The following is a 24,837-nucleotide window of genomic DNA, read 5'->3' on the forward strand; positions in this document are numbered from 1 at the left end:
CCACCGATTCCGAGCCCGCGGCGTTCCCGCCCTGCCGGGAGGGGCGAAGACGGCCCGCCGCGAGCCGGCCGCAGGCCGCGGACGGTCCGCCGCACGGGAAAGGTAATGGCCGGGGGCGGCGCCGTTACCGGCAGAGGGGGCGCTTCTTGCGGATTTGTGGAGTGGTTGTGGCGTTTAGTTTTAAATGGCGGGTATTGGCATCTGGCACACTGGGGGTGTGACGGCTACTGATCTGCTGATCCGGCTGGCACGTCCGGATGATGCGTCCGCCCTGGTGGAATTGCAGCACATTCTGGACAGCGAGACGGAGTTCATGCTTCTGGAGCCCGGCGAGCGGGAGCCGGACCTCGAACCGCTGAAGCTGCGCCTCGCCGCCCGTGCCGAGGGGCGCGACCTGTCGTACCTGGTCGTGGCGCTGGAGGGGCCCGCGGCGGTGGGCTACGTCGACGTGTCGGTGCTCCCCTTCGCCCGGGCCCGCCGCACCGGCTACGTCGTGGCCGGGGTGCGTTCCGGCCATGGCGGACGGGGGCTGGGCGGCTCGCTCATGCGGGCGGCGGTACAGGAGGCGCGGACGCGCGGGATGCGACGTCTGGAATTGACCGTTATGGAGCAAAATCGCCGTGCTCTTTCGCTTTACCTGAAATCTGGTTTCCAGGTGGAAGGGCTCCGGCGGGCGGCGCTGGAGGTCCAAGGGCACCGGATCGACGAGTACTACATGGGCCTGCTGCTGGACTGAGCCGAGCGAGAACGACGTCCGCACACCCGGGTGCCGGCGGGCGGGTCGCCGGCCCCCGGGCCGGGGTCACCAGGTGGTGGGCTTGGCGGGGCTGTGGAGCCAGACCTTGAAGAAGGCGTCCAGGTCCTGGCCGGAGACGCTCTCCGCCAGGCGCTCGAACTCGCCCGTGCTGCCGTTGCCGTACCGCCTGTCCGCCACCCAGGTGCGGACGAGGCGCAGGAACGGCCCGTCACCGATCTTGTGGCGGAGGGCCTGCAGGGTCATCGCCCCGCGGAAGTAGATCGCGCGGTGGAACAGCTGGTCGCGGGTCGGGTCGGCGACGACGACCTCCCAGAACGGGGGCCGGTCCGGCTGGATCGGCGGCGGGTCGTCGTAGGACTGCTGGAACGACAGCTGCGCGGGCTGGCCGCCGTGCTTCTCCGCCCAGTACCACTCGACCCACTTCGCGAAGCCCTCGTTCAGCCAGACGTCCTTCCAGTCGCGGACCGAGACGCTGTCGCCGAACCACTGGTGGCTGATCTCGTGCGCCACGCCCTTCTCGACGGGCGGGCTCTGGTAGGTGGGGCGGGTCTGGGTCTCCAGCGCGTTCTCGAGGTTGAGCGGCGGGACGTTGTCGTTCTCGACGATGGAACCGGTGCTGGTGAACGGGTAGTCGCCGAAGTAGCCGGCCAGCTCGTCGGTCACCCGCGTGGTGAGGCGCGGGGTGCTGAGCGCGCCGGGGTCGGAGGCGATCTCCGGGTCGACCGCGTCGAGCTGCGGGACGCCCTTGGGGGTGGTCGTCGTCGAGACGTCGAACCGTCCGATCGAGTTGGTCACCAGGTAGGTCGCCATGGGACGGTCGTCCCGCCACAGGAAGGTGTCCTTCCCGTGGGAGGTCCACTGCCGGACGAGGCGGCCGTTGCCGATCGCCTTGAGGCCGTGGGGCACGGTCGTCTCCAGCGTGACCAGCGCCTTGTCGCGCGGGTGGTCGTTCGCCGGGAACCAGGTGGACGCCCCGTCGGGCTCGCCCATGACCGTCGCGCCGTCCCTGGTCGGCAGGAATCCGTACGGGAGGTCGAAGAGGACCGGGCCGCCGAGGGGGCGGGGCACCCCGTCGTAGCGGACGGTGACGGTGAAGGCGCCGCCCTTCCGCAGCCCCCGGGGCGGGGTGATCTCCAGCTCGCGCTCGCCGGTGCGGGCGAACGTCGCGTCGCGGCCGTTCACGCGCACCGACCGCACGTTCATCTTGGAGAAGTCGAGGTTGAACCGGGAGAGGTTCTGGGTGGCGGTGGCCCTGATGGTGGTCGTGCCGGTGAGCTCGTCGGTGCCGGGGTCGTAGGCGGTCTTGAGGTGGTACCGGGCGACGTCGTATCCGCCGTTGCCGAGATCGGGGAAATAGGGGTCGCCGAGGCCGGGGGCGCCGGGCGTGTACCGGACGTCGGCGGCCGCGGCCGGCGCGAACAGCGCGAGCGTCACGGCGCCGGCCGCCGCGACCGCCGCCGGCCGCCGCCGGGCGGATCTGAGAGTCGCCATCGAGTCCCTCTCCATCGATGTCGGACGATCGCCTCACCGGCGATCGAACATGATCATTAACGTGCCCGCCAAAGAGGTCGGTCAAGCCTGACAAAACGATCTTGTCGGGCGGACCGGGCCTCCGGACGCCACGTCCAGGCGAGGCGTCCGGTCAGGGCTTGCGGGCGAGAGGCGTCGATCTCGGGTGGACGCTGTGCGGACATGGCGCTCATCGGCGCCGCGCGGTCACCGCCGAGCAGGGCAGAATCGCAGGGTGACGAAAAGATGTCCGTGCGGGGCAGGCCCCCGGTACCGGGACTGTTGCGGGCCGTTGCACCGAGGTGAGGACAGGGCCGCGACGGCCGTCCAGTTGATGCGGTCGCGGTTCAGCGCGTTCGCGGTGGAGGACGAGGCGTACCTGCTCGCGACCTGGCATCCGGCGACCCGGCCGGAGCGGATCGGGTTCGAGGACGGCGCGCGCTGGACGCGGCTGGAGATCGTCCGCACCGAGGGCGGCGGGCCGGACGACGACCGGGGCCTCGTGGAGTTCCGCGCCCATTACCTGACGGGGACGAAACCCGGAGAACTGCACGAGGTCAGCCGGTTCGTGCGGGATGACGATGCGTGGGTCTACGTGCGGGGCAAAGTGAGCTGACGCTCCGCCGCACGGGCGAGCTGCATCGCCCGTTTGGGGGAAGAACGGCCCCGGTGAGCGCTGAGAACGTGTGGATGCGGACGATGGACGTCCGCGGAAAAGGGGAATCCACATGTCACGGAAAAGGCGAGCCGTGGTCGCCGGAATGGCCTTGCTCTGCGCGGCCGGAGCGGTCGGGACCGGCAGCGCGATGGCGCAGGACAAGGGACCGCCCCCGAAGGAGTCCCACGTGACCGGGGACGCGTGGGTGAAGTATCCGGGCGACCCCGAGTACCCGTACCGGCGGTTCATCGTGGACGCGCACGGCGGGCCCTGGAAGTTCGTCGACGGCAAGATGGTCATGGGAGCGGCGCGCGGGACGGTCGAGTTCGACCACTACTCGCCCGACGAGCCCGGCGGGCCGTCCAAGCACCACTGGGGCTCGATCAAGGTCGACTACGTGATGGCGTCCGGACCGTTCGCGGTCGTGTCGGGAATCCGGCAGGACGACGAGCACGGCATCCCGCCGAACCAGAAGCGCGCGAACCTGACGTTCTACCAGTCGCCGCGCGGCCACAAGTTCGACCGGATGGGATTCTCCTGGGGAGTCGTCTACGCGCAGTGCCACCAGATGGGAGAAGGCCCGGCGCCGTTCAGCACCAACAGCTCCGGCCCGTTCGGGAAATGGCTGAAGGGCTACACGGTGAAGGACGCGCCCCTGCAGATCCCGGCCGGCGACTTCCAGCCACCGGACAACCCCGCCGACTGCTCCTTCGCCGACGACTAGCCAGGCACCTGGAGAACCGCCTCAACGCCGCCCTCGACACCCGTCCAAGCCCCCAAGCCCCCAGCCCCCAAGCCCCGGGCACTCCGCCACGGAACACCACCGGGGCCGAGACACTTCGCCAACGCAGCGCACAACGTCCTCGGCGAGCACCGCCGCGTTGTTCGCCTGGTCGGGCTTGGGTGGGGCGGTCACGTGGGCGTGCCTTGCGCGGCGGTCGTTCTGAGGCGGTGGCCGCAGCGGGCCAGCAGCACGAGCAGCAGGACGGGCGCGACGAACACGGCGGCGCGCAGGGTGGTGAGGTCGGCGAGCGCCCCGAGCAGGAGCGGGGCGACGCCGACCGCAACCCCGGACGCGAGCGCGCACCGCGCCGCGGCCCGCACCGGCTCGGACGGCCGCGCGGCGAGCGCCTGTCCAAGGATCACCGGATAGAGCAACGCCACCCCGAGCCCGGTCACCACCAGTCCGGCGACCGCGACCGGCGCGGGCGACGCCCACAGCACCGCGAACCCGCCGGCTCCGACGGCCGCCGTGACGGCGAGGAGCCGGTCCGGCCGTCCCCCGCGCCGCACGACCGGCCCCGCGACCGCACGCCCGACGGCCATCCCGAGGACGAATCCCGCCGACAGCGTGGCCGCGCTCCCCGGCCCCAGCCCCTTCACGCTCCCGAGGAAGTCCGCCGCCCAGAAGACCATGCAGAACTCCACCCCCACGGCCAGTACGAGATCAACCCACCGTCCCCAGAACCCCACCCCGGACGCACCCTCACTCGAAGCGGCCTCCACGGGAGCGGTGGTGGTGGGAGCGGCGTCAGTCGAGGCGGCGGGAGCGGCGGTGGGAGCGGCGGCGAGAACGGGGGTGGGGGTGGCCGGCGGGAGAGGGGTGGTGGGGACGGGGGCGGGAGATCGGTGTGGGCGGGTCAGCAGGAGGAGGGCGGCGGCCAGGAGGGGTGGGACGACGAAGGCGGTGCGCCAGCCGAGGTCGTGGGCCAGGGCGGCGCCGATGAGGATCGGGGAGAGGACGGACGCGGCGCTGGAGACCGCGTTGGCCTCGCCGATTTGGATCGTTCCATCACCCGGGTGCGCGGCACGCAGGGCCGCCGGGACGAGTTGGACGAGGCCCGCTCCGCCGAGGCCGAGGACCAGGGCGCCGGCGGCGGTGTCCAGGCGTCCGCCGGACGCGGCCAGGAGAGCCGCGCCACCGACGAGGGCGGTCAGGGCCACCGGGATCGCGCAGCGCCCGAGCCGGGCCGCCAGGCGGTGCCCGACCAGACCGACGATCACCAGCCCGAGCGCGAAGGCGGACGGATAGAGGGCGGCCTCGGCGCGGGGCAGCCCGCGCTCCTCCCGCAACTGGGGCAGGATCGCGCCGAGTGCGGTGAGCAGGTATCCGAGGCATCCCAAGGCGGCGTACAGCGCGAGCGTTCCCGCCGCCCGGGCCGGGGCCGTGTCGGCGGGCCTCATCGCGCCTCCCCATTAAACTCGTAGGTCGAGGATAAATCGGGCACGCCAGGATGTCACCCATGGAGCCGATGACCGCGCACTCCGCGCGCGCCCTGCGCAGCCAGGGGGCGCTGGCCGTGCTCCGCTACGTCCACGCGAACCCGTCCGCGAAGCGCGCGGACGCGGCGCGCGCGCTGGGGCTGAGCAGCGGGTCCGCCGCCGAGATCACGAGCCGGTTGAAGGCGTCCCGTCTGGTCGACGAGGAGGCCCCCGCCCTGACCGGCGGGCGCGGCCGCCCCTCCCCGGCGCTCGTGCCCCACCGCGACGGACCGCTGGTGTGCGTCGTCGACATCAGCCACGAGCGGTGGCGGGTGGCCTGCGTGGAACTGGGCGGCCGCGTCGTCACGCAGGAGGCGGGCGGCCATTCCGGCACCCCGGACATCCTCGGGACGCTCCGCGACCGTGTGTCCGCCCTGCACGCCCGCCACGGCGGCCGGCTCCGCGCGGTGTCCGCCTGCGTCGCGGGCACGGTCAGCGGGACCGCGATCGTCCAGGCGTCGGGCATGGGCTGGCGCGACGTCGACCTCGAACCGCTCCGGCCGCCCCGGGTCCCCCTGCTCGTCGGCAACGACGCCTCGCTCGCCGGGCTGGCGGAGGCGAGGCGCGGAGCGGGCGCGGGCGCGCGGGTCGTCCTGCACCTGACGGTCGAGGTGGGGGTCGGCGGCATCCTCGTCGTGGACGGACGGCCGGTGGACGGCGCCACGGGCGCGGGCGGCGAGTTCGGCCACATGCCGTTCGGCGACCCGTCGCTCCACTGCCCCTGCGGCGCCCGCGGCTGCTGGGACCTGGAGGTCGACGGCCGCGCCATGGCCCGCGCGCTCGGCCGTCCCGCCCCGCGCGACCCGCGCACGGCGGCCGGCGACGTGGTCGCCGCCGCGGCGTCCGACCCGGCGGCCCTCTCGGCCGTCGGCGCCGCCGCGCACGCGCTGGGACGGGGGATCGGCGCCCTCGCCAACGCCCTCGACCCCGGCGTCGTCACGCTCTCCGGCCTGGCCACCGACCTGGCCGCGACAGCGCCCACGGCCCTGGAGACCGGCTACACCACCGCCCTGATGCGCCACCGCCGCGCGGCGCCGCCGCCCATCCTGCCCTCGACGCTCGGCGCGCAGGGCCCCCTGACCGGAGCCGCGGACGCCGCCTTCGACGCCCTCCTCACCGAGGAGGGCCTGGCCGCCTGGCCCCGCCCCTGAGCCCCTGAGCCCCTGAAACCCCTCAAGCCCCGGCCGATGACTCGTGGGCGGGGTCGGCGGGGGTCAGGCGGGGCGCCATTCGGGGATGGCGCCCGGTTCGTGGAGGCAGTGGTCGGGGGCGGCTTCCAGGGCCTTCTCCTCGCCGCCGGGGGTGTAGGTGACGATCAGGCGCAGGGGGCGCCACGTCATGTTGTGGGTGGAGTGCCAGACGCCCTTCGGGATGTGGACGGCGTCGCCCTCGCGGATCAGGAAGGGCTCGCCGTCGTCCACCATCTGCGCGGCCTCGCCGGAGATCACGTAGATGACCTCCTCGGCGTCCGGATGGTGGTGGCGGGCGTGGCCCTTGCCGGGGTTGACGATCACCTCGCCGAGCGTGCTGCCCGCCCCGGGCACCGCGGACGGGGTGACGAACCATTTGATCGACCCCCAGTCGAAGGTCGCGGTCGCCACGTCACCGGGGTTCCTCAGCATCAGATCTCCAGGTTCTTGAAGGCCGCGACCTGCGCGGTGATGGCCTTCTCGGTCGGAAGGCGCTCGACGGAGGAGGCGCCGAAGAAGCCGACGACGCCCTCCGTCCGGGACAGGACGTAGGCGGCGTCGTCCGGTTCGGCGATGGGGCCGCCGTGGCACAGCACGAGGACGTCGGGACGGGCGGCGGCCGCGGCGTCGCGCATGGCCTGGACGCGCTCGACCGCCTCGTCCAGGGTGAGGGCCGTCCCGGCGCCGATGCTGCCCTTGGTGGTGAGGCCGACGTGCGGGACGAGGACGTCGGCGCCGGCCTCGGCCATCGCCCGCGCCTGGTCCTCGTCGAAGACGTAGGGGGCGGTGACGAGGCCGCGCTCGCGGGCGAGCCGCACCATCTCGATCTCCAGGTCGTACCCCATGCCGGTCTCTTCGAGGTTCTGCCGGAAGACGCCGTCGTAGAGGCCGACCGTCGGGAAGTTCTGCACGCCGGCGAAGCCCATGGCCTTGAGCCGGTCGAGGAAGACCGGCATCACGCGGAACGGGTCGGTGCCGCACACCCCGGCCAGGACGGGCGTGTCCCGGACGACGGGCAGCACCTCCGACGCCATCTCCACCACGATCTGGTTGGCGTCCCCGTAGGGCAGCAGGCCGGCCAGCGACCCGCGCCCGGCCATCCGGTAGCGGCCGGAGTTGTAGATGATGATCAGGTCGACGCCGCCCTCCTCGGCGCACTTGGCGGACAGCCCGGTGCCCGCCCCCGCGCCGATGACGGGCCTGCCCTCCTCGACGGCGCTCCGCAGCCGGAACAGGACGGTCTCGCGGTTCACCGCGCGCCCTCCGAGATCAGCCGGTGCAGCCGGTCGGCCATCGCCCGGCCGAACTCCGGATCGTTGATGTGCAGGTCGAGCATTTCCGTCTCCGTCGACTCCGCCGCCTCCTCCAGCGCCATGAAGCACGCCACGTCCGCCACCGGATCGTGGAACGGCATGCCGGGGGCGTCCAGCGCCGACACACCCTTGAGCGGGACGAACAGCACGGTCGGGCCGGTGGCGGCGGCCAGCTTGGACGCCATCCTGCGTCCCAGCTCGCCCATCTCCTCCGCCGTCGTCCGCATGAGCGTGACCGTGGGGTTGTGGACGTACAGCAGGCGCTCCCCGAACCGCTCGGGGACGGTGGCGCGCGGCCCGAAGTTGACCATGTCGAGGGCGCCGGGCGCCACGACCTGCGGGACGCCGTGGCGTCCGGCCGCCGTGAGGCGGTCGGGTCCCGCCGACAGGACGCCGCCCACGAGGTCGTCGGCCAGCTCGGTGGTGGTCAGGTCGAGCACACCGGCCAGCAGACCGCTCTCCACGAGCCCCTCCAGGGCCCGCCCCCCGGCGCCCGTCGCGTGGAAGACGAGCACCTCGTAGCCCAGTTCGCCCAGCCGTTCCCGGGCGGCGTCCACCGCCGGGGTCGTGACCCCGAACATGGACGCCCCGACGAGGGGCCGCTCGTCCACCGCGGGTTCCGGGACGGCGTGCGCCTTCGCCATCCCGGCCGCCGCGGCGGCGGCGTTCCCGAGGATGAGCCGCGACAGCCGGTTCACGCCCGCGATGTCGACGACGCTGTAGGTGATCGTGACGTCCTTGGCGCCCACGTAGGGCGCGACGTCCCCCGACGCCATCGTCGACACGATCAGTTTGGGCAGCCCGATGGGCAGGTCGCGGACGGCCCGCGCCGCGATCGACGATCCGCCGCTCCCGCCGACGGCGAGCACGGCGTCCACCCGGTCCAGCGCGGCGAGGACGACCGCCGCGCCCTCCCCCATCGCCGCGACGGCCGCGCCCCGGTCGCCCGCTTCCCGCAGGGCCGGAAGCGAGGCGCCCCCGGCCTGCGCGACGTCCTCGGCGGAGACGTCGGCCTCCACGTCGGACGGTCCCACGCCCACGTCCACCAGGACGGTGTCGCAGCCCAGCTCGCGGACCCGGTCGCGGAGCCATGCGTACTCCGCGCCCTTGGTGTCGAGCGTCCCCACCAGTACGACGGTCGCCATCGAACCTCCTGTTCCCCCGATACCGATTCCCCCGACGATCACCTCGCAAGCCTGTCCGCCAGGTGACCGGCACGCTCGTTGGAACGGGACAATTCGGACGCGCCCCAGGCCCGCGTCCACACGACCGGGGCGACGGCGCCGGGTGACGTCAGGCGGGGACGGACGCCTCGGTGACGGCGCCGTCCTCCAGGGTCAGGACGCGGTCGGCCTCCGCGAGGAGGGTCTGGTCGTGGGTCGCCACCAGGACGGTCACGCCCTCGCTGGAGACGACCGCCCGGAGCAGCGGCATGATGGCGGCGGCGGTCTCGGAGTCGAGCTGGCCCGTGGGCTCGTCGGCGAGGAGCAGGCGGGGGCGGTTGGCGAGGGCGCGGGCGATCGCCACGCGCTGGCGCTGGCCGCCGGAGAGCTCGTAGGGGCGCTGCAGCGCGTGGTCGGCCAGGCCGACGAGGCCGAGCAGGACGCGGACGCGCTCGTCCCGCTCGGCGTGCGGCGTGCGGACGAGGCGCAGCGGGACCTCGACGTTCTCGGCGGCCGACAGGACGGGGATCAGGCCGTGCGACTGGAACACGTAGCCGATGTCGTCGCGGCGCAGGGCGAGGAGGTCGTCCTCGGAGAGCGCGCCGACGTCGCGCCCGTCGACGTGGACGGTGCCGCCGTCGGGGCTGTCCAGGCCGCCGATCAGGTTGAGGAGCGTCGTCTTGCCGGAGCCCGAGCGGCCCCGCACGGCGACGAGCTCGCCGGGCGCGATCGTGAAGGACGCCCCGCGCAGGGCCGGAACCTCGATCCTGCCCGTCCGGAAGGTCCGGACCAGCCCCTCCACGGCCACCATCGGCGCGGTCATTCGCTCTCCTCCCGGTCGGGCCAGACGCCGACGTGGTCGTTCTCCAGGGCGAGGCGGACGCGGTCGCGCATGCCCAGGGCCTGGGTGAAGCCCTGGGGAAGCTGGACGCGGCCGACGCGGTCGAGGAGGGCGTGCTCCTCGACGACGCGGGTCCCGTCGTCCCCGGACCGGCGGCGGACCTCGACGCTGGTGCGGCCGTCGCGGATGCCGATGGTCCGGTCGACGCGCTCGGACACCTGCGCGTCGTGGGTGACGACCACGACGGTGGTGCCGAGCTCCTCGTTGACGCGGCGGAGGGAGGCGAACACCTTGGCGGCGGTGCCGGTGTCGAGCTCGCCGGTCGGCTCGTCGGCCAGCACGACCTGGGGTTCGTTGGCGACGGCCACGGCGATCGCCATGCGCTGCTGCTGGCCGCCGGACAGCTCCCCCGGGCGGCGGTCCGCGCAGTCGCCGACGTCCAGCATGCCGAGCAGCTCGGCGGCGCGGGTGGCGCGCTCGCGGCGCGACCGCCCGGCGAACTTCATGGGCAGCTCGACGTTCTGCGCGGCGGTCAGGTACGGCAGGAGGTTGCGGGACGTCTGCTGCCAGATGAACCCGACCTTCTCGCGCCGGAACTCCAGCCGCTCCTTGGACGCCATGGTCAGCAGGTCCGAGCCGGCGACGCGGGCGACGCCGGCGGTCGGCACGTCCAGGCCGGACAGGATGTTCAGCAGCGTCGACTTCCCCGAGCCGGACGCGCCCACGATGGCGACGAGCTCGCCGGGGTCGACGAGCAGGTCGAGTCCCTGGAGGGCGACGACCTCGACGCCGTCGGTCTTGTAGATGCGCACCAGGTTGTCGCAGACGATGTGGGCGCCCTCGCCGTAGACGGGGCCGCGCTCGGCGGCGCGGCGCTCCAGCTCGGCGAGGTCGGTCGTTTCGGTCATCATTCCCCCGTTCTCAGGGCGTTGCCGGGGTCGGTGTCGAAGGCGCGGTCGACCGCGACGGCGGCGGCGGCCGCCAGCAGCAGCGCGGCGAGCAGGCCGAGCAGCGCCGGCACTCCCGGGACGTGGGCGGTGACGGCGAAGCCGCCGGTGTAGGGGCGCAGGTCCACGACGGGCCCGGTGATCTCCGGCAGCAGGAGGCCGAGGACCCATCCGGCGCCGACCGCGCAGAGCAGGACGGGCGCGAGCTCGACGAGGGCGAGGCGGCGGCTCTGCCGGCGGCTCAGCCCGAGGGCGCGCAGGTGGGCGACCGTCCGGCCGCGGGCGCGGGCGCCCACGACGAGCATGAGCAGGACGGCGAGCATCCCGAACACGCCGCCGGCGAGGGCGCCGTTCCGGAAGGCGTCGTGGACGACCGGCACCAGCGGCTGTTCCGTCATGTCCCGCAGCACCCGCTGCCGCAGCACGACATCGCTCCCCGGGGCCGCGGCGCGCAGCGCCTTGGCGTCGATGTCGCCGCCGGTCACGAAGACCTGCGACGGGAAGCCCGTCGCGGTGGCGACCATCCGGTAGGGGACGATCACGAAGGCGCTGTTCTTCTCCTGGCCGGGGAAGCGCACGATCTGGGTGGACGGCCTGACGGTCACCGGGTCCATGCCCGCGCGGCCGAGCGTCACGGTGCCGGTGCTCGACGAGCCCAGCAGGGTGCGGGAGGCGAGGGGCGACACCAGCACGCCCGTGTCGGTGTCCGGGATGCCGGGCACGTCGGGCGCGAGCCTGCGGTAGGCGTCGAGGTCCACGCCGACCACGGTCAGGGGCGCCTGGTCGGTCGCGGACGAGGCCCGCGCGATGACCCGGACCCGGACGGCGCCGGTGACGCCGCGCACCGCGCGGATGCGGCGGAGCCCCGCCTCGTCCAGCGACCCGGCGTCGACGCGGGCGTCGCCGCCGGTCTCGGCCCACGAGGCGCGCTCCTGCCCGGCCCGCAGCCCCCTGTCCACGGTGGAGGTGAAGCCGGCGATGGTGGCGGCCAGCAGCAGGACGGCCAGCGGCAGCGCCCCGACGAGGTTCTGCCGGGACGCGCGGGCGAGGCCGATGAACGCGACGGCCCCGGTCCGCCGCCGCAGCAGCGGCCCGGCGGCCCGCAGCAGGTACGGGTAGGCCCGCAGGACGAGCACGCCGAGCGCCGCGCCGAGCAGGGCGGGGACGGCGGCGACCAGCGGATCGGTCCCGGCGGAGGCGCCGCGCCCGCGCAGCAGCACGACGCCGATCACGGCGAGCACCACCAGCAGGCCGTCCAGGACGAGCCGCCGCCGCGACGGGCGCGCCGCGACGAGGTCGTCGCGGCGGTCGGTGACCGAGCCGAGTCCGCCGCCGCGCTCCCGCAGGACCATGGCCGCCGGGACGCCCAGCACGGCCGCGACGAGCAGCCCGATCGCGTACAGCGAGGCGGCCTGCGGCGGGCCGGCGTCCAGGAGCCGTCCCGCCGCGTACCCGAGCGCGGCGGGCGGGACGACGGCGAGCGCGGTCAGTCCCAGGGCGGGCACGGCGATCTGGCGCAGCGAGGCGCCGCGGGCCCGCATCACGCCGAGGACCGGCCGGAGCCGCTCGCCGAGGAGCCCGGCGGCGAGCAGCAGCAGCCCGGCGGCGACGGCGACGAGGCCGCCGAAGGCCAGGCCGACGACGGACTGGGCGGTGTGGAGCCGTCCGGCGAACTCCTTCAGCTGCACGTCGAGGGGGGTGGAGACCTCGCAGGGGAAGATGTCGGCGCGCCCCTTGACGGCGGAGCGGAAGGCGTCGAGGTCGTCGGCCATGGCGCGGCCCTGGGCGGCGCTGACCGCGCCGTCGCGCACCGGGAACCGCCAGTCGTAGTTCAGCTTCAGGCCCGGGTCGCGCGTGAGGCGCGCGTACCCGGCGGGGTCGATCAGCGCCGTGCCCGCGTCGACCTCCAGGGTCGAGTTCGGGGGGAGCGTGATGATCTCGACGGTCGGGTGCAGGATCCGGGCGCGCGGCGCCCAGAACGGGTCGGCGGCGTTCACCGGCACGTAGAGGCCGCTGAGGCGGACGGTCCTGGAGCCGACCTCGATACGGTCGCCGATCTTGTAGCCGAGCCGGTCGGCGTAGGCCTTGGCGACCACCACGTTCATGTCGCCGCTCGTCTGGCCCGGCTTGTTCTCGGGGAAGCCGCCGGAGACGACGCGGATGCGCCGCCACGCGCCCGGTTCCCAGCCCAGGTACAGGAACCTCGGACGGGAGAAGGTCCCCGCGACCCTGGCGGCGGGCGAGGTGACCGAGGCCTCGGGCTCGCCGGTGACCTCGCTGAGGGACCGGGGCATCAGCTCCCGCCAGGTGAGGGCGTTGCCGTTCAGGGCCGCGTCGCCGGGGACGGCGGCGAAGGCGGCGGGGCCGCCCGCGGTGCCCTTCACGCGGACGGCGGCCCCGGGCCCGGCGGCCGCGGCCGCGGCGCGGTCGTATCCGGCGGTGGTCCGGGACGGGACGACGACGGCGAGCAGCGCCGACACCAGCGTCAGCACGGCCAGCGCGGTGAGCGGCGCCCACTGCGCGCGGGCGAGCCGCATCCCGGCACCTCTCATCGGTCCTCCCCCACGCGCAGGCCGGCGCCGAGATCCCGGCGCCGAAGCGTCCGGACGACGGGCGCGAGCACGAGCCCGAGCACCGCCGCCACCCCTCCGAGGACGGCCAGCACCACGGGCCACTGGACGACCAGCCCGGCGGGCGGGTACGGCTCGGCGGCCTGCACGCTCAGCACGATGTGCGGGACGACGAGCCGCGCCACGACCAGGCCGAGGACGGTCCCGCCGAGCAGCCCGAGCCCGACCAGGTAGGCCTGCTCGATCGCGAGCATCCCGGCGACCTGGCGGGGCGGCACGCCGAGCGCCCGGAGCACCGCGAACTCGCGGTACCGCTCGCCGGCGGTCACCGCCGCGTTCACCACGAACGCGATGACCGCGAACGCCAGCGCCGCGGCGAAGCCGATGACGAGCGCGCCCTGGAGCGCCGCGCCGAGCGGGGCGTCGCGGAGCCGGGAGCGCGTCTCGACGCGGTCGGCCGCGACCTCTCCCCAGGCGGGATGCCGGGCGAGGTCCCGGACGGCCGGGCCGGTGCGGCCGTCCCGCGCCGACGCCCACCACTCCCGGGGCGTGATCGTGTCGCCCGCGGCGCCCTCTGCGGCGAGCCGTGACTGGGTGAGGGTGGGCAGGTCGACCAGGACGGCCGGCAGGCCGGGCGCCACGCTCGGCAGCGCGGGCGCGATGCCCGCGACCTTGACGGGCTGGTCGCCGTCGAGGGTGTTCACGGTGACGGTGCCGCCGACGCCGACCTTGGCGCGACCCGCCATCTCCTTGGTGATGACGCCCGGCACGACCGGCAGCAGCTCGGTGTTCCGCCCGTCGTGCGAGGGCGGGTGGGGCGTGCCGAGCACCGCGTGGACGGCCGTGCCCGTCGCGTAGCCGTAGAAGCCCTGGCGGTCCGGGGCGGGCGACGAGGGGATCGTCAGCGTCGCCAGGGCGTCCTTCGCGGCGGAGACGCTCACCTTGATCGGGTGCTCGGGGTCCTGAGGTCTGGCGAAGGCGTCCCAGCGGCTCTGCGCGGGCCGCGCTGCCGGGCCGGTGCCCTCGCCCCTGACGCTCCGCAGCTCCAGTTCGAGCCTGCCCGAGATCTTGTTGTCGTCGTAGGCGAAGTGGAGGCCGCGGATCGTCAGGGGGTAGGACGGCACACCGTCCTCACCGGCGAGCTGGGCGGTGTCCAGGGCCAGGGTGTGCGCGTCGCCGTCCGCGTCGAGGCCGGGCAGGGTCACCTGCCGGGTCAGGCCGCGCGCGTCCACGACGGTCACCGCGAACCTGTAGCCGTCGCCGAACGGCGGCACGTAGTCGGGGGGCACTTCGGCGTCCGGGCCGGTGCGGCTGAGGCGCATGTCGAACAGCAGCCGCTTCGGCTCGCCGGGGACGGTCAGCGCCGGGACGGCCGGACGGGCCCGCGCCAGCTCGTCCAGCCGCAGGTCGCCGCGCAGGCCGGGAGAGACGCGCAGGAGCGGGGCGATCGCCCTGGCGTCCACGCCGAGCAGCGCGGCGGGTTCGGTGCCGAGGTCGGCGTCCATGCGCAGGACCCCGGTCGCGGCCGAGACGCCGGGCAGCGCCGCGAACCGTCCGGCGCGCCCGAGCGGTTCCGGGCCGCCCTCCCGGGACGAGGCGGACAGCCGCAGGTCGGCTCCGCTCTGGAAGTCGGCCTGGTCGGTCTGCGACCGCCGCCAGGTCGCCATCGTCGTGACCGACAGCACCCCGACGGCCATCGCCATCACCAGCAGCAGGACCGGGCCGGTGTAGCGGAGCTGGCGCCGCCCGACCTGCCGGGTGCCGAGGACGGCCACGAGCCCGCGCCTGCGGGTCGCGACCCGCTCGGCCGCGCGGGAGACGACCGGCACGAGGCGGAGCAGGAGCACCCCGCCGGCGAGCAGGGCCAGGGCGGGGCCGGACACGATGAACGGGTCGATGCCGCCCGTGCCGCCGCCGGAGGCGCCCGCGCCGTCCGCCCCGTACCGGGTGAGCTGCCAGATCGCGAGCCCGGCGACGAGCAGCAGGGCGAGGTCGGTGCCCGAGCCGCGCAGGCCGCCGCGGCCCTGCCGCCCGATGCCGGCCTGGGCCTCCACGAACGTCCGGTTCGCGCCCCGCAGCGTCGGGACCGTCAGGACGACGGCGCAGGCCAGCGCCGCCGGCACCGAGACGGTCCACAGCGGCAGGAGCGGCCCGGCGTCCAGCCGCAGCCCCGAGTCCCGCACCGCGGGCGCATGCCCGGCCAGGCGCAGCAGCGGACCGGCGAGCAGCGGGCCGAGCACCGCGGCGGGCAGCACGATCAGCAGGCCCTCGACGAGGCCGAGCCGGGCGAGCTGGCGCATGCCGAGGCCGCGGGTGCGCAGCAGCGCGACCTCGCCGCGCCGGTGGTCGGCGAGCAGCCGCGCGACCAGCAGCCACGCGCACCCGGCCAGCAGGATCAGCTGGATCACGGGGATGAGCATCGTGGACCGCGCCACCTGGAGGGCGGTGCGCAGCTGCGCGGTCAGGTCGGGCAGGTCCGTCGCGACGCTGAACCGCGTCCCGTGGCCGGCCTTCCTGAAGGCGTCGCCGCCGCCGGCGACCCGGTCGCCGAGGGGGCCGAGCTCACCGGGCTCGACGCCGCGCAGGTCCGGCATGACGGTGAAGCGGGCCTCGGAGCCCGTGCCGGTGAACCGGGCGGCGAACACCTCGGGCGGCACCACGAACGGCCCGTAGCTCGTGTAGTCGAGCCGTTCGACGCCGGTCGTGACGAGCTTGTCGTCCTGCCAGAAGTAGTTCCGCGGGTCGGGGACCTCGAAGAGCCCGACGACGCGCACCTTCACGACCGACTTCTTGTCGACGCGGCCGTGCAGCGTGAGGACGTCGTCCACGCCGGCGTGCATCGCGCGGGCGGCGGCGCCGGGCAGGGCCGCCTCGACCTCGCCGGAGCCCGTGCCGGAGGTCGCGGCGGGCCAGCGTCCCCCGGTGAGCCGCGCGTGCTTCTCGATCCCGGTGTAGGTCTCGAACGCCGTCAGGTCGGGGTGGTCGCTCTTCTCCTGGCCCGGGAGCGTGTAGGAGTCGCTGCGGACGCTCATCGAGACCGCCAGCGGGACGTCCCGGTAGATCTGCTTGAGCGTCCGGTCGACCTGCCCCTGCACCTCGGTGAGGCCGTTGGCCGGGACGTGCGTGCCGAGCCGCGTCCCGACGGACTCGAAGGTCGCGTCGGCCAGCGTGCGGCGCAGGCCCTCCCGCGTCACCGACCCGGTGTAGCCGACCAGCGCCGCGAGGACGGTCGTTGCGAACAGCGCGGTCGCGCAGGCGGCCAGCACCAGCGTCCGGTCGCCGCTGATCCGGCTGAGCACCAACCCCCGTCGTCCCACGAGGGGTCATGATCACCCTAGGTGAGGGGGGTCCACAAGGGGTCGTGATGATTCCGCGACCATTCGCAACCTTCTTGCAATAAGGGCGAATCACCAGATAGCCCCCTCCTCGGGAGGCGCCGCCGCCCGTCCTACCGGTCCGCCCACACGGACGCGCCCTCCGGAGGGACGGCCTCGGCGCGGCGCAGGATCTCCACCGGATCGAGGCCGGCGCCGGCGGCGAACGCGTCCGGACCGGCCGCGTCCCCGATCCGCGCGACGGCCCGGTCGACGTCGTCCTGCTCGACGGGCCCGGGCGGCACCCCGGCGGCCTCCCGGACCGCCGCCGCCTTCCCGAGCGCCTCCGCCGCGTCCCGGCGCCGTCCGCCGAGGGCCAGCGCGCAGGCCAGGCCCTCCAGGGCGCCCGCGAGGTCGCGCGGCGCGGCCAGCCTGATCGCGACGGCGAGCGCGTCCCGCTGGTACCGCACGGCGGACGCGGCGTCGCCCCGCGCCTCCGCCGCGCGCCCCAGCCCGGTCTGGATCATCGGCAGGTACAGGGGCGGGAACTCCTCCGGCGGGGCCGCGGCCAGCAGGGGCCGCAGCCTGTCCTCGGCGTCACCCGGCCGCCCCTCGCGTTCCGCCGCCAGCCCGAGGCCGATGTCGGCGAACATGACCGCGGGCGCGAACCCCTGCTCCACGGCGACCCGGCGCGCCCGCCCGAACAGCCGCCGCGCGGACGTCTGGTCGCGGCGCAGGTAGGCGACCCAGCCGCGCCACGCCATCCGCATGGCGACGTCCGGCCACATCCGCAGCTCCTCGGCCATCCGCTGCGCGTCGTGCTGGAGCCGCTCGGCCCGGTCGTAGTCGCCGGTCAGTTCCGCCAGACCGCCGAGCCACTCCACCGCCTGGAGGCGTCCCCAGCGGTCGCCGACCTCGGCGAACAGCGCGGCGGCCCGTTCGGCGTCGCGCTCCAGCGCGGCGGGATCGCCGCGGGCGTGGGCGTGCATGGCGCGCTGGGCGAGCGCCGCCGCCTCGCCCCACCGGTCGCCGGACGCGCGGAACCCCGCGAGCGCCTCCTCCAGCCTCGCGGCGCCCGCGCCGGTGTCGTCCAGTTCGGCGCGGGCGAACGTCAGGAACCAGCGCGCCCACGCCTTCAGCCGGTCGTCGCCGGTGGCGTCGACGAGGGCGAGGGCCTCGTCGCGGCGGGCCTTCCAGTCGCCGGGGGCGCCCTTGAGCACGGCCAGCCCCGCCCGCCACGCGAGCGCGCGGGCCCGGACGTCCGGCGACCCGCCGTCCCGCGCGAGGGCCGCCTCCAGCGACCGCAGCGCCTCGGTCAGCCGTCCGCGCAGGAACCAGTACCAGGCGAGCGCGTTGACCAGCCGCAACGCCTCGTCCGCCGACCCGGCGGCGTCGAGCGCGGCCCGCAGGTTCGCCGATTCGACGTCCAGCGTCGCCAGCCACCGCGCCTGCTCGGATCCGGTGAGACGGCCCGCCGCGCGCTCGGCCAGAGCCCGGTAGTGGCGGCTGTGCGCGGCCGCCGCGCGCCGCGTCTCCCCGGCCTCCGCCAGCCGCTCGGCCGCGTAGGCGGCGACGGATTCCAGCAGCCGGTACCGGGGGCCCTCGCCGGGACGCTCCGTCATCACGACCAGCGAGCGGTCGACCAGCCGGACCAGGACGTCGAGGACCTCCGCGTCCGGGACGTCCCCGCCCGCGCACACCGCCTCGGCCGAGCCGGCCGTGCAGCCGTCGGCGTGCACCGACAGCCGGCGCAGCACCGCGCGCTCCGGCCCGCCCAGCAGGTCCCAGCTCCAGTCGATCGTCGCGGTGAGCGTGCGCTGCCGGGCCGGGGCGCCGCGGTGCCCGGACGACAGCAACCGGAACCGGTCGTCGATCCGCTCGACGAGCCCCTCGACCCCGAGCGTCCGCACCCGGGTCGCGGCGAGCTCCAGGGCGAGCGGGATGCCGTCCAGCCTGCGGCACAGCTCCCCGACCCGCACGGCCGTGTCCCCGTCCAGCCGGAACCCCCGCGACGCCGCCCGCGCCCGCTCGGCGAACAGCCGGACCGCGCTCGACGCGGCCGGGTCGTCGCCGCGGCCCGGCACGTCCAGCGGCGGGACGGCCCACACGACCTCGCCCGGCAGGCCGAGCGGCTCCCGGCTCGTCGCCAGCACGCGCACGCCGGGCACCCCGCGCAGCAGCCGGTCCGCCAGCTCGGCGGCCTGCTCGACCACGTGCTCGCAGTTGTCCAGGACGAGCAGCAGCCTGCGGGCGCCGAGCGCCGCCGCCAGCCGGTCGAGCGCCGCGGCGGGCGCGCCCGGCGCGTCCCGGATGTCGAGGATCGCCGTCACGACCTCCGCGAGGTCGGGCACGGTCGAGCGCTCCAGCCCCGCCAGCTCCGCCATCCACACCCCGTCGCCGAACGCGTCCGCGAGCCCGGCCGCCGTCTCGATCGCCAGGCGCGTCTTGCCCACCCCGCCCGGTCCGGTCAGCGTGACCAGCCGGTCGGCGCCGATCCGCGCCCGGATCTCCCGGACGGCGCCGTCCCGGCCGATCAGCCCGGTCGCCGGGACGGGCAGGTTCGACCGCGGGCGCCGCGGCGCCGGGGCCGCGGGCCCGTCCAGCCCGGGGTCCTGCCGCAGGACGGCCCGCTGGAGCGCGGCCAGCTCGGAGCCGGGGTCCAGGCCCAGCTCGTCGGCGAGCAGCACCCGGTACCTCTCGTAGCCCTCCAGCGCCTCGTTCTGCCGTCCGGACCGGTAGAGGGCCCGCATGTGCGCGGCCCTCAGCCGCTCGCGCAGCGGGTGACGCTCGACGGCGCCGGCGAGCTCGCCCGCCAGGGCGCCGTGCTCGCCGAGCACCAGCCGCACCTCGGCGTGCTCCTCCAGCGCGGTCAGCCGCAGCTCTTCGAGCCTCGCCGCCGCCGCGCGCGTGAACTCCTCGTCCCGGAAGTCGGCGAGCGCGGTCCCGCGCCACCGCCCGAGCGCCTCGGCCAGCAGCGCCGCCCTCTCCTTCGGCTCCGCCGCGCCGCGCGCCCGCTCGACCAGCGCCTCGAAGCACCGGGCGTCCACCCGCTCGTCGGCGGCGCCCAGCAGGTATCCGGCCGGGCGCGACTCCACCAGCGCCCGCGCTCCCGACTCGGCGTCCTCCAGGACGCGGCGCAGCTGCGACACCTTCGCCGACAGCGCCCCCATCGGGTTCCCGGGCGGCGCGTCGCCCCACAGGTCGTCGATCAGCCGGTCGGCGGGGACCGGACGCCCCTCGTGCACGAGCAGGTCCGCCAGCAGCGCCCGCACCTTCAACCCCGGCACGGGGACGAGCCCGCCGTCGTCGGTCCAGACCGCGAGCGGCCCGAGCAGCCCGAATCGCATCTTTCGACCCTAATGCGAACTCGCGCCCCGGCACGTCGGGGCGGCTGCGGGAAAGGAAGCGTAAGGATGCGGTAAACGCTCTCGGGCAGAGTGGTCCCACCGCGCCGGAAGGCGAACGATCACACCGACGGAGGAGACCATGCGCAAGATCATCAACTCGACGTACGTGTCGCTCGACGGCGTCATCGAGAACCCGCAGAACTGGACCTCGGCCTACTTCCAGGACGAGGCCGCCGCCTACGCCAGGGAGCTGCTGTTCTCCTGCGGCGCCGTGCTGATGGGGCGCAAGACGTTCGACGGGTTCTCGCAGGCGTGGCCGGCCATGGAGGAGGCCACCGGCGACTTCGGCGTCCGGATGAACACCCTGCCCCACTACGTCGTGTCCGACTCGCTGCGCAAGCCCGGCTGGGGCGACACGACCGCGATCCGGCGGGCGGACGCCGTCGCCGAGATCACCAGGCTGAGGGAGCGGGACGGCCAGGACATCCTGCAGTACGGCTTCGGCCCGGTGACGCGGACGCTCATCGAGCACGGCCTGCTGGACGAGCTGCGCCTGTGGATCCACCCGGTGCTGGTCGGCCCCCGCGAGACCGGCGAGCTGCTGAACGCCGACGCGTTCTCGTCCGCGTTCGAGCTCGCCGGCACCGAGGTCTTCAAGACCGGCGTCATCATCGCCACCTACGTGCCCGCCGCGCGTTAGGGCCGCCCGCCGCGCGGCCCCGCGCGGCGGCTAGCCGAGCCGGGCCAGGGCCTCGCGAAGGATCGCGGGGGTGCGGTCCGGGGGCTCGGCCTGGACGCCGATGCGGTTCAGGGCGTCGCGGTAGCGGGCGATGTCGGACGCCCGGTCCGGGTAGAGCGCGCAGGTGAGGTGCTCCAGGTAGACCACGTCGGGCAGCTCCGGCTCGGCGAACCGCAGCAGCGTCATCGGGCCGCCCTCCGCCGTGTGCCCGCCCGAGGCGAACGGGACGATCTGCACGGTGACGTTCGGCCGCGCCGCCATCTCGACCAGGTGCTCGATCTGGGCGCGCATCGTGGCGGGGCCGCCGACGGTCCGGCGGAGCGTCGCCTCGTCCAGCACCGCCCACAGCCGCAGCGGATTCGGGCGCTCGAACACGCGGCGGCGGCGCATCCGCAGCTCCACCCGCCGCTCGATCTCCTCGGGCTCCGCCTCCGTACAGCGGGCCGCGATGAGGGCGCGGGCGTAGTCCCTGGTCTGCAGCAGCTCCGGGATGTCCTGGACCTCGTACACGCGGACGAGCACCGCGCCCTGCTCCAGCCCGAGATAGGGCTCGAACCAGGACGGGACCACGTCGCCGAACGGCTGCCACCAGCCCGGCGCGCTGGCGTGCTCGGCCAGCTCCAGCAGCGGCCCGCGCAGCGACGGGTCGGTCACGCCGTAGAGGGTCAGCAGGTCGGCGACGTCGCGCTCCTTGAAGCCGACGCGGCCCAGCTCCATCCGGCTGATCTTGGAGTGCGAGCCGCGGATCTCGTATCCGGCGGCCTCGGTGGACAGGCCGGCGGCCTCCCGGTAGCGGCGCAGCTGCGCGCCGACCAGCATCCGCAGCACCGTCGGGCCCGCCGTCCGGTGGTCCTGGGCGACCCGCGCGGGACCGCCCGCGGGCTCGGCGGCGCTCATGGGGCCCCGCACTTCGCGGCGCGACACCGCTCGCGCGCCGCCGGGCCTCCCGCCCCCGGCGCGGACGGCCCACCGGACACCGGTGCCGGAACTCCCATGGGACGTCCTCCTCGACGCGCGAAAAAACTTTCCACCGGATGAAGTTACTCGTTGGAGACTCACTTGCCCACTAGTCCGGAATGTCCTCTTCGATGGACATCTCGGCGGACGCTCGGGAGAATCCGGCTCGATTCCCCCATGACCTGGCACGATACGAGGCAGAAAAATTCTTTGGAAGATTTCGGCCAGGGATGTCGATCCGGTCACACCCTCTTCGACGCGTTCGTGAGCGGCCGGGAGGGACCGGCCGGTGAACGGAGGAGACGACATGCGGTTCCTGATGATGACGACGGACGACGGTTCCGCCCCCGCCGGGCCGCCGGACGAGAAGCTGCAGACGGAGATGGGCAGGTTCATCGAGGAGATGTCCCGGAGCGGGGTGCTGCTCGCGACCGGCGGGCTGGAGCCCGGCGGCACCCGGATCAAGTCGTCCGGCGGGAAGGTCACCGTCCTCGACGGCCCGTTCGCCGAGGCGAAGGAGACGGTCGTCGGGTTCGCGCTCATCGAGGTGGGCACCCGCGAGGAGGCGATCGAGCTGTCCAAGCGGTTCTGGGCGATCGTCGGCGACGGCGAGGGCGTCATCCAGCAGGTCTTCGGGCCGGAGGACATCCCCGGCGCGTGAGCCCGCCGCGCCCGGCGGGCGTGCCGCTGAGCTTGCGCGGCGGCCGGTGCGGGTGCTCTCATCGGCAGCGTGACGGCAACGGACGAGCCCGGGGCGCGGGAGGCGCCCGCGCGGGGCACCGGCGTGCACGCGACCGTCGACGCGGTGTGGCGGCTGGAGGCCGCGCGCATCATCGCCGGTCTCGCCCGCATGGTGCACGACATCGGGCTCGCCGAGGAACTCGCGCAGGACGCGCTGGTCGCCGCGCTCGAACAGTGGCCCGAGTCGGGCGTCCCGGATAACCCGGGCGCCTGGCTCATGGCCGTCGGCAAGCGCCGCGCCGTCGACCGGATCCGGCGGCTGCGGCGGCTCGACGACAAGATCGAGGAGATGGGCCGCGACCTGGAGACCCAGGCGCCGCCCGAGGAGTTCGACGTCCCGGACGACGACCGCATCGAGGACGACGTCCTCCGGCTGGTCTTCACCGCCTGCCACCCCGTGCTGTCCGCGCAGGCGCGGGTCGCGCTGACGCTGCGCATGCTCGGCGGCCTCACCACCGAGGAGATCGCGCACGCGTTCCTCGTCCCCGAGGCCACCGTGGCGCAGCGGATCGTCCGGGCGAAACGGACGCTGTCGGAGGCGAACGTCCCGTTCGAGGTGCCCCAGGGGCCGGGCCGCGCGGCCCGGCTGGCCTCCGTCCTGGAGGTCGTCTACCTCGTCTTCAACGAGGGCTACGCCGCCAGCGCGGGCGACGCGTGGGTGCGGGCGGACCTGTGCCGCGAGGCGCTGCGCCTCGGCCGCATCCTCGCCGAGCTGGCCCCCGGCGAACCCGAGGTGCACGGGCTCGCCGCGCTGATGGAGATCCAGGCGTCCCGCACCCGGGCGCGCACCGGGCCGTCCGGGGAGCCCGTCCCGCTCCCGGAGCAGGACCGCGGCCGGTGGGACCGCCTCCTCATCCACCGCGGGTTCGAGGCGCTGCTGCGCGCGAAGAAGATCGGCGAGCCGCCCGGCCCCTACGTCCTGCAGGCCGCGATCGCCGCCTGCCACGCGCAGGCGCTCACCGCCGAGGACACCGACTGGGCGCGGATCGCCGCCCTCTACGAGATCCTCGCCCGCGTCGCGCCGTCCCCCGTCGTGGAGCTGAACCGGGCCGTGGCGGTCGGCATGGCGGACGGCCCCGAGAAGGGCCTGGAGCTCGCCGACGCGCTGGTGGACGAGCCCGTCCTGCGCGGCTACCACCTGCTGCCGAGCGTCCGCGGCGACCTGCTCGCCCGCCTCGGCCGCCGGGAGGAGGCCCGGGCGCAGTTCGAGCGCGCCGCGGAACTCACCCGCAACGCGCCCGAACGCAGGGTCCTGCTGGACCGCGCCGCCTCGCTCAGTAGTCCCGCACCGCGAACGAGCTGACGATCTCCCCGAAGTCCTGGAAGTCGACGACCTCGGTCTCGGCGCCCGTCTCGGCGTTGCGCTGCGCCTCCACCCGCGCCTTGTTGGTCAGCGCCAGCTCCTGGTTGGCGGCGACGTACCCGCGCAGCTCCTTCTCGTAGTTCGCGAACGCGGCGCGGTGGTCGCCGCCCGCCGCCTTCAGCTCCCCGGCCAGCACGTACGCGCCGACCATGGCCATGCTCGTGCCCTGCCCGGACAGCGGCGACCCGCAGTAGCCCGCGTCGCCGAGCAGGACGACCCGCCCCTTCGACCAGGAGTCCATGTGGATCTGCGCCATCGAGTCGAAGTGGAAGTCGGGCGCGTCCCACATGGTCTCCAGCAGCTCGGGCAGCACCCAGCCGCCGCCGGCCAGCGCGTCCGCCATGATCTTCTTCTGCGCGGCGGTGTCGCGGTGGTCGTACTCGATCGGCCGCTCGGACTCGAACCCCAGGTAGACGCGGACCTCGTCGTTGCCGCGGACGCTCATCACGCCGCCGCCCCAGCTGCTGCCCGGCACCTGGTGGAACACCTGCCAGCGGTCCAGGCCGAGGAAGTTCGGGGCCGTCCACACCGACAGGTAGGTGCCGAGGTGGGTGAGGTAGTCCTTCTCCGGCCCGAACACCAGCCGGCGGGTGTTGGAATGCGCGCCGTCCGCGCCGACGACCAGGTCGAACGTGCGGATCAGCCCGCTCTGGAAGATCACCCGGACGCCGTCCTCATCCTGCTCCAGCCCGGCGATCGAGTCGCCGTACAGGTACTCGACGCCGTCGCCGGCCGCGTCCGCCAGGATCATGGACAGGTCGTCCCGCAGGATCTCCACGTCGGCGCTGCTCAGGTCGCCGCCGGTGACCGTGTACTCCTCGCTGCGGTACAGCTCGTTGCCGTCCCCGTCCACCATGGACATGCCACGCATCTCGACACGCTGCTCGCGGATCCGGTCGAGGACGCCCATCCGCTCGGCGACCTCCAGCGCCGGACCGCGCACGTCGATCGCCTGCCCGCCGGCCCGCGGCCCGGGCGCCGCCTCCACGACCGTCACGCCGAACCCGTACTGCCGCAGCCAGTACGCCAGCGCGGGGCCGCCGATGCTCGCACCCGAGATGAGGACGTTCTTCATGGGGACCTCCCTAGTCGGGCGGGACGTGTTTCCCGCGCCGAGCAAGAGACTCGCCGCCCTCGCTGACCAAACCCGCACGAGTCGCTGACCG

At 74.7% G+C, this 24,837-nt stretch carries 19 protein-coding genes; 7 read left to right on the forward strand and 12 right to left on the reverse strand.

Going from position 1 to position 24,837, the window contains the following annotated elements; all coding sequences use genetic code 11:
* Positions 1-217: 217 nt before the first annotated feature.
* On the forward strand, positions 218-736 hold the full coding sequence (locus tag ACQEU6_RS22390) for a GNAT family N-acetyltransferase (RefSeq protein WP_499334639.1): 519 nt from the start codon (positions 218-220) through the stop codon (positions 734-736).
* A gap of 66 nt (positions 737-802) precedes the next feature.
* Here the strand turns inward: ACQEU6_RS22390 and ACQEU6_RS22395 are convergent, their stop codons facing one another.
* Positions 803-2,248: a M1 family metallopeptidase gene (locus ACQEU6_RS22395; protein WP_499334641.1), complete on the reverse strand. Its 1,446-nt coding sequence runs from the start codon at positions 2,246-2,248 to the stop codon at positions 803-805.
* Positions 2,249-2,558: 310 nt separating this feature from the next.
* Between ACQEU6_RS22395 and ACQEU6_RS22400 the strand changes: the two genes are divergently transcribed.
* Positions 2,559-2,882: a YchJ family protein gene (locus ACQEU6_RS22400; protein WP_499334643.1), complete on the forward strand. Its 324-nt coding sequence runs from the start codon at positions 2,559-2,561 to the stop codon at positions 2,880-2,882.
* Between the two features lie 112 nt (positions 2,883-2,994).
* Positions 2,995-3,648, forward strand: a complete 654-nt coding sequence (locus ACQEU6_RS22405) for a hypothetical protein (RefSeq protein ID WP_499334645.1) — start codon at positions 2,995-2,997, stop codon at positions 3,646-3,648.
* 188 nt (positions 3,649-3,836) lie between these two features.
* Here ACQEU6_RS22405 and ACQEU6_RS22410 read toward each other — a convergent pair whose 3' ends face one another.
* Complete coding sequence (locus ACQEU6_RS22410; protein ID WP_499334646.1) at positions 3,837-5,108, reverse strand: MFS transporter; 1,272 nt, start codon at positions 5,106-5,108, stop codon at positions 3,837-3,839.
* Between the two features lie 59 nt (positions 5,109-5,167).
* On the opposite strand from ACQEU6_RS22410, the gene ACQEU6_RS22415 reads away from it, so the two are divergent.
* The gene (locus ACQEU6_RS22415) at positions 5,168-6,337 is read left to right on the forward strand and encodes an ROK family protein (protein WP_499334648.1); all 1,170 of its coding nucleotides are present in this window, start codon (positions 5,168-5,170) and stop codon (positions 6,335-6,337) included.
* Between the two features lie 63 nt (positions 6,338-6,400).
* Here ACQEU6_RS22415 and ACQEU6_RS22420 read toward each other — a convergent pair whose 3' ends face one another.
* The 8 genes from ACQEU6_RS22420 to ACQEU6_RS22455 form a co-directional block, all read right to left on the reverse strand.
* Positions 6,401-6,808: a cupin domain-containing protein gene (locus ACQEU6_RS22420; protein WP_499334652.1), complete on the reverse strand. Its 408-nt coding sequence runs from the start codon at positions 6,806-6,808 to the stop codon at positions 6,401-6,403.
* Entirely contained in the window at positions 6,808-7,629 is an 822-nt protein-coding gene (locus ACQEU6_RS22425; RefSeq protein WP_499334653.1) for a phosphoenolpyruvate hydrolase family protein, read from the reverse strand. The genes ACQEU6_RS22420 and ACQEU6_RS22425 overlap by 1 nt, the downstream gene beginning before the upstream one ends.
* Positions 7,626-8,834, reverse strand: coding sequence for a Tm-1-like ATP-binding domain-containing protein (locus tag ACQEU6_RS22430; protein WP_499334657.1), 1,209 nt, complete (start codon positions 8,832-8,834; stop codon positions 7,626-7,628). Before ACQEU6_RS22430 ends, ACQEU6_RS22425 begins: the two co-directional genes overlap by 4 nt.
* A gap of 148 nt (positions 8,835-8,982) precedes the next feature.
* Complete coding sequence (locus tag ACQEU6_RS22435; protein WP_499334658.1) at positions 8,983-9,675, reverse strand: ABC transporter ATP-binding protein; 693 nt, start codon at positions 9,673-9,675, stop codon at positions 8,983-8,985.
* Entirely contained in the window at positions 9,672-10,604 is a 933-nt protein-coding gene (locus ACQEU6_RS22440; RefSeq protein WP_499334660.1) for an ABC transporter ATP-binding protein, read from the reverse strand. Before ACQEU6_RS22440 ends, ACQEU6_RS22435 begins: the two co-directional genes overlap by 4 nt.
* On the reverse strand, positions 10,601-13,192 hold the full coding sequence (gene cas5, locus ACQEU6_RS22445; protein ID WP_499334663.1) for a CRISPR-associated protein Cas5: 2,592 nt from the start codon (positions 13,190-13,192) through the stop codon (positions 10,601-10,603). Before cas5 ends, ACQEU6_RS22440 begins: the two co-directional genes overlap by 4 nt.
* Entirely contained in the window at positions 13,189-16,527 is a 3,339-nt protein-coding gene (locus ACQEU6_RS22450) for an ABC transporter permease (RefSeq protein WP_499334665.1), read from the reverse strand. The genes cas5 and ACQEU6_RS22450 overlap by 4 nt, the downstream gene beginning before the upstream one ends.
* Positions 16,528-16,658: 131 nt before the next feature.
* Entirely contained in the window at positions 16,659-19,871 is a 3,213-nt protein-coding gene (locus ACQEU6_RS22455) for an AfsR/SARP family transcriptional regulator (RefSeq protein ID WP_499334667.1), read from the reverse strand.
* Positions 19,872-20,010: 139 nt separating this feature from the next.
* On the opposite strand from ACQEU6_RS22455, the gene ACQEU6_RS22460 reads away from it, so the two are divergent.
* Complete coding sequence (locus ACQEU6_RS22460; protein ID WP_499334668.1) at positions 20,011-20,571, forward strand: dihydrofolate reductase family protein; 561 nt, start codon at positions 20,011-20,013, stop codon at positions 20,569-20,571.
* 30 nt (positions 20,572-20,601) lie between these two features.
* Here ACQEU6_RS22460 and ACQEU6_RS22465 read toward each other — a convergent pair whose 3' ends face one another.
* Positions 20,602-21,507 (reverse strand): Sco1979 family transcriptional regulator, encoded by a 906-nt coding sequence (locus ACQEU6_RS22465; protein WP_499334669.1) that lies wholly within the window; start codon positions 21,505-21,507, stop codon positions 20,602-20,604.
* 367 nt (positions 21,508-21,874) lie between these two features.
* Between ACQEU6_RS22465 and ACQEU6_RS22470 the strand changes: the two genes are divergently transcribed.
* Positions 21,875-22,228, forward strand: coding sequence for a YciI family protein (locus ACQEU6_RS22470; RefSeq protein ID WP_258944075.1), 354 nt, complete (start codon positions 21,875-21,877; stop codon positions 22,226-22,228).
* Between the two features lie 189 nt (positions 22,229-22,417).
* A complete protein-coding gene (locus ACQEU6_RS22475; RefSeq protein WP_499340312.1) occupies positions 22,418-23,611 on the forward strand; it encodes an RNA polymerase sigma factor in 1,194 nt (397 codons plus the stop codon).
* On the opposite strand, the gene ACQEU6_RS22480 is transcribed toward ACQEU6_RS22475, so the two are convergent.
* Positions 23,583-24,746 carry an FAD-dependent monooxygenase gene (locus tag ACQEU6_RS22480; protein ID WP_499334671.1) on the reverse strand — a complete coding sequence of 388 codons (1,164 nt, stop codon included), beginning with the start codon at positions 24,744-24,746 and terminating at the stop codon, positions 23,583-23,585. The genes ACQEU6_RS22475 and ACQEU6_RS22480 overlap by 29 nt on opposite strands.
* Between the last annotated feature and the right edge of the window lie 91 nt (positions 24,747-24,837).

Source organism: Spirillospora sp. CA-108201 (genome assembly GCF_050936235.1).
GTDB lineage: Bacteria > Actinomycetota > Actinomycetes > Streptosporangiales > Streptosporangiaceae > Spirillospora.

Bases quoted from the DNA above. Each gene is read 5' to 3' on its own strand.
- ACQEU6_RS22395 (WP_499334641.1), bottom strand. From the start codon at position 2,248: ATGGCGACTCTCAGATCCGCCCGGCGGCGGCCGGCGGCGGTCGCGGCG.
- ACQEU6_RS22405 (WP_499334645.1), top strand. From the start codon at position 2,995: ATGTCACGGAAAAGGCGAGCCGTGGTCGCCGGAATGGCCTTGCTCTGC.
- ACQEU6_RS22410 (WP_499334646.1), bottom strand. From the start codon at position 5,108: ATGAGGCCCGCCGACACGGCCCCGGCCCGGGCGGCGGGAACGCTCGCG.
- ACQEU6_RS22415 (WP_499334648.1), top strand. From the start codon at position 5,168: ATGGAGCCGATGACCGCGCACTCCGCGCGCGCCCTGCGCAGCCAGGGG.
- ACQEU6_RS22420 (WP_499334652.1), bottom strand. From the start codon at position 6,808: ATGCTGAGGAACCCCGGTGACGTGGCGACCGCGACCTTCGACTGGGGG.
- ACQEU6_RS22430 (WP_499334657.1), bottom strand. From the start codon at position 8,834: ATGGCGACCGTCGTACTGGTGGGGACGCTCGACACCAAGGGCGCGGAG.
- ACQEU6_RS22435 (WP_499334658.1), bottom strand. From the start codon at position 9,675: ATGACCGCGCCGATGGTGGCCGTGGAGGGGCTGGTCCGGACCTTCCGG.
- ACQEU6_RS22440 (WP_499334660.1), bottom strand. From the start codon at position 10,604: ATGATGACCGAAACGACCGACCTCGCCGAGCTGGAGCGCCGCGCCGCC.
- cas5 (WP_499334663.1), bottom strand. From the start codon at position 13,192: ATGAGAGGTGCCGGGATGCGGCTCGCCCGCGCGCAGTGGGCGCCGCTC.
- ACQEU6_RS22455 (WP_499334667.1), bottom strand. From the start codon at position 19,871: ATGCGATTCGGGCTGCTCGGGCCGCTCGCGGTCTGGACCGACGACGGC.
- ACQEU6_RS22460 (WP_499334668.1), top strand. From the start codon at position 20,011: ATGCGCAAGATCATCAACTCGACGTACGTGTCGCTCGACGGCGTCATC.
- ACQEU6_RS22465 (WP_499334669.1), bottom strand. From the start codon at position 21,507: ATGAGCGCCGCCGAGCCCGCGGGCGGTCCCGCGCGGGTCGCCCAGGAC.
- ACQEU6_RS22470 (WP_258944075.1), top strand. From the start codon at position 21,875: ATGCGGTTCCTGATGATGACGACGGACGACGGTTCCGCCCCCGCCGGG.
- ACQEU6_RS22475 (WP_499340312.1), top strand. From the start codon at position 22,418: ATGGTGCACGACATCGGGCTCGCCGAGGAACTCGCGCAGGACGCGCTG.
- ACQEU6_RS22480 (WP_499334671.1), bottom strand. From the start codon at position 24,746: ATGAAGAACGTCCTCATCTCGGGTGCGAGCATCGGCGGCCCCGCGCTG.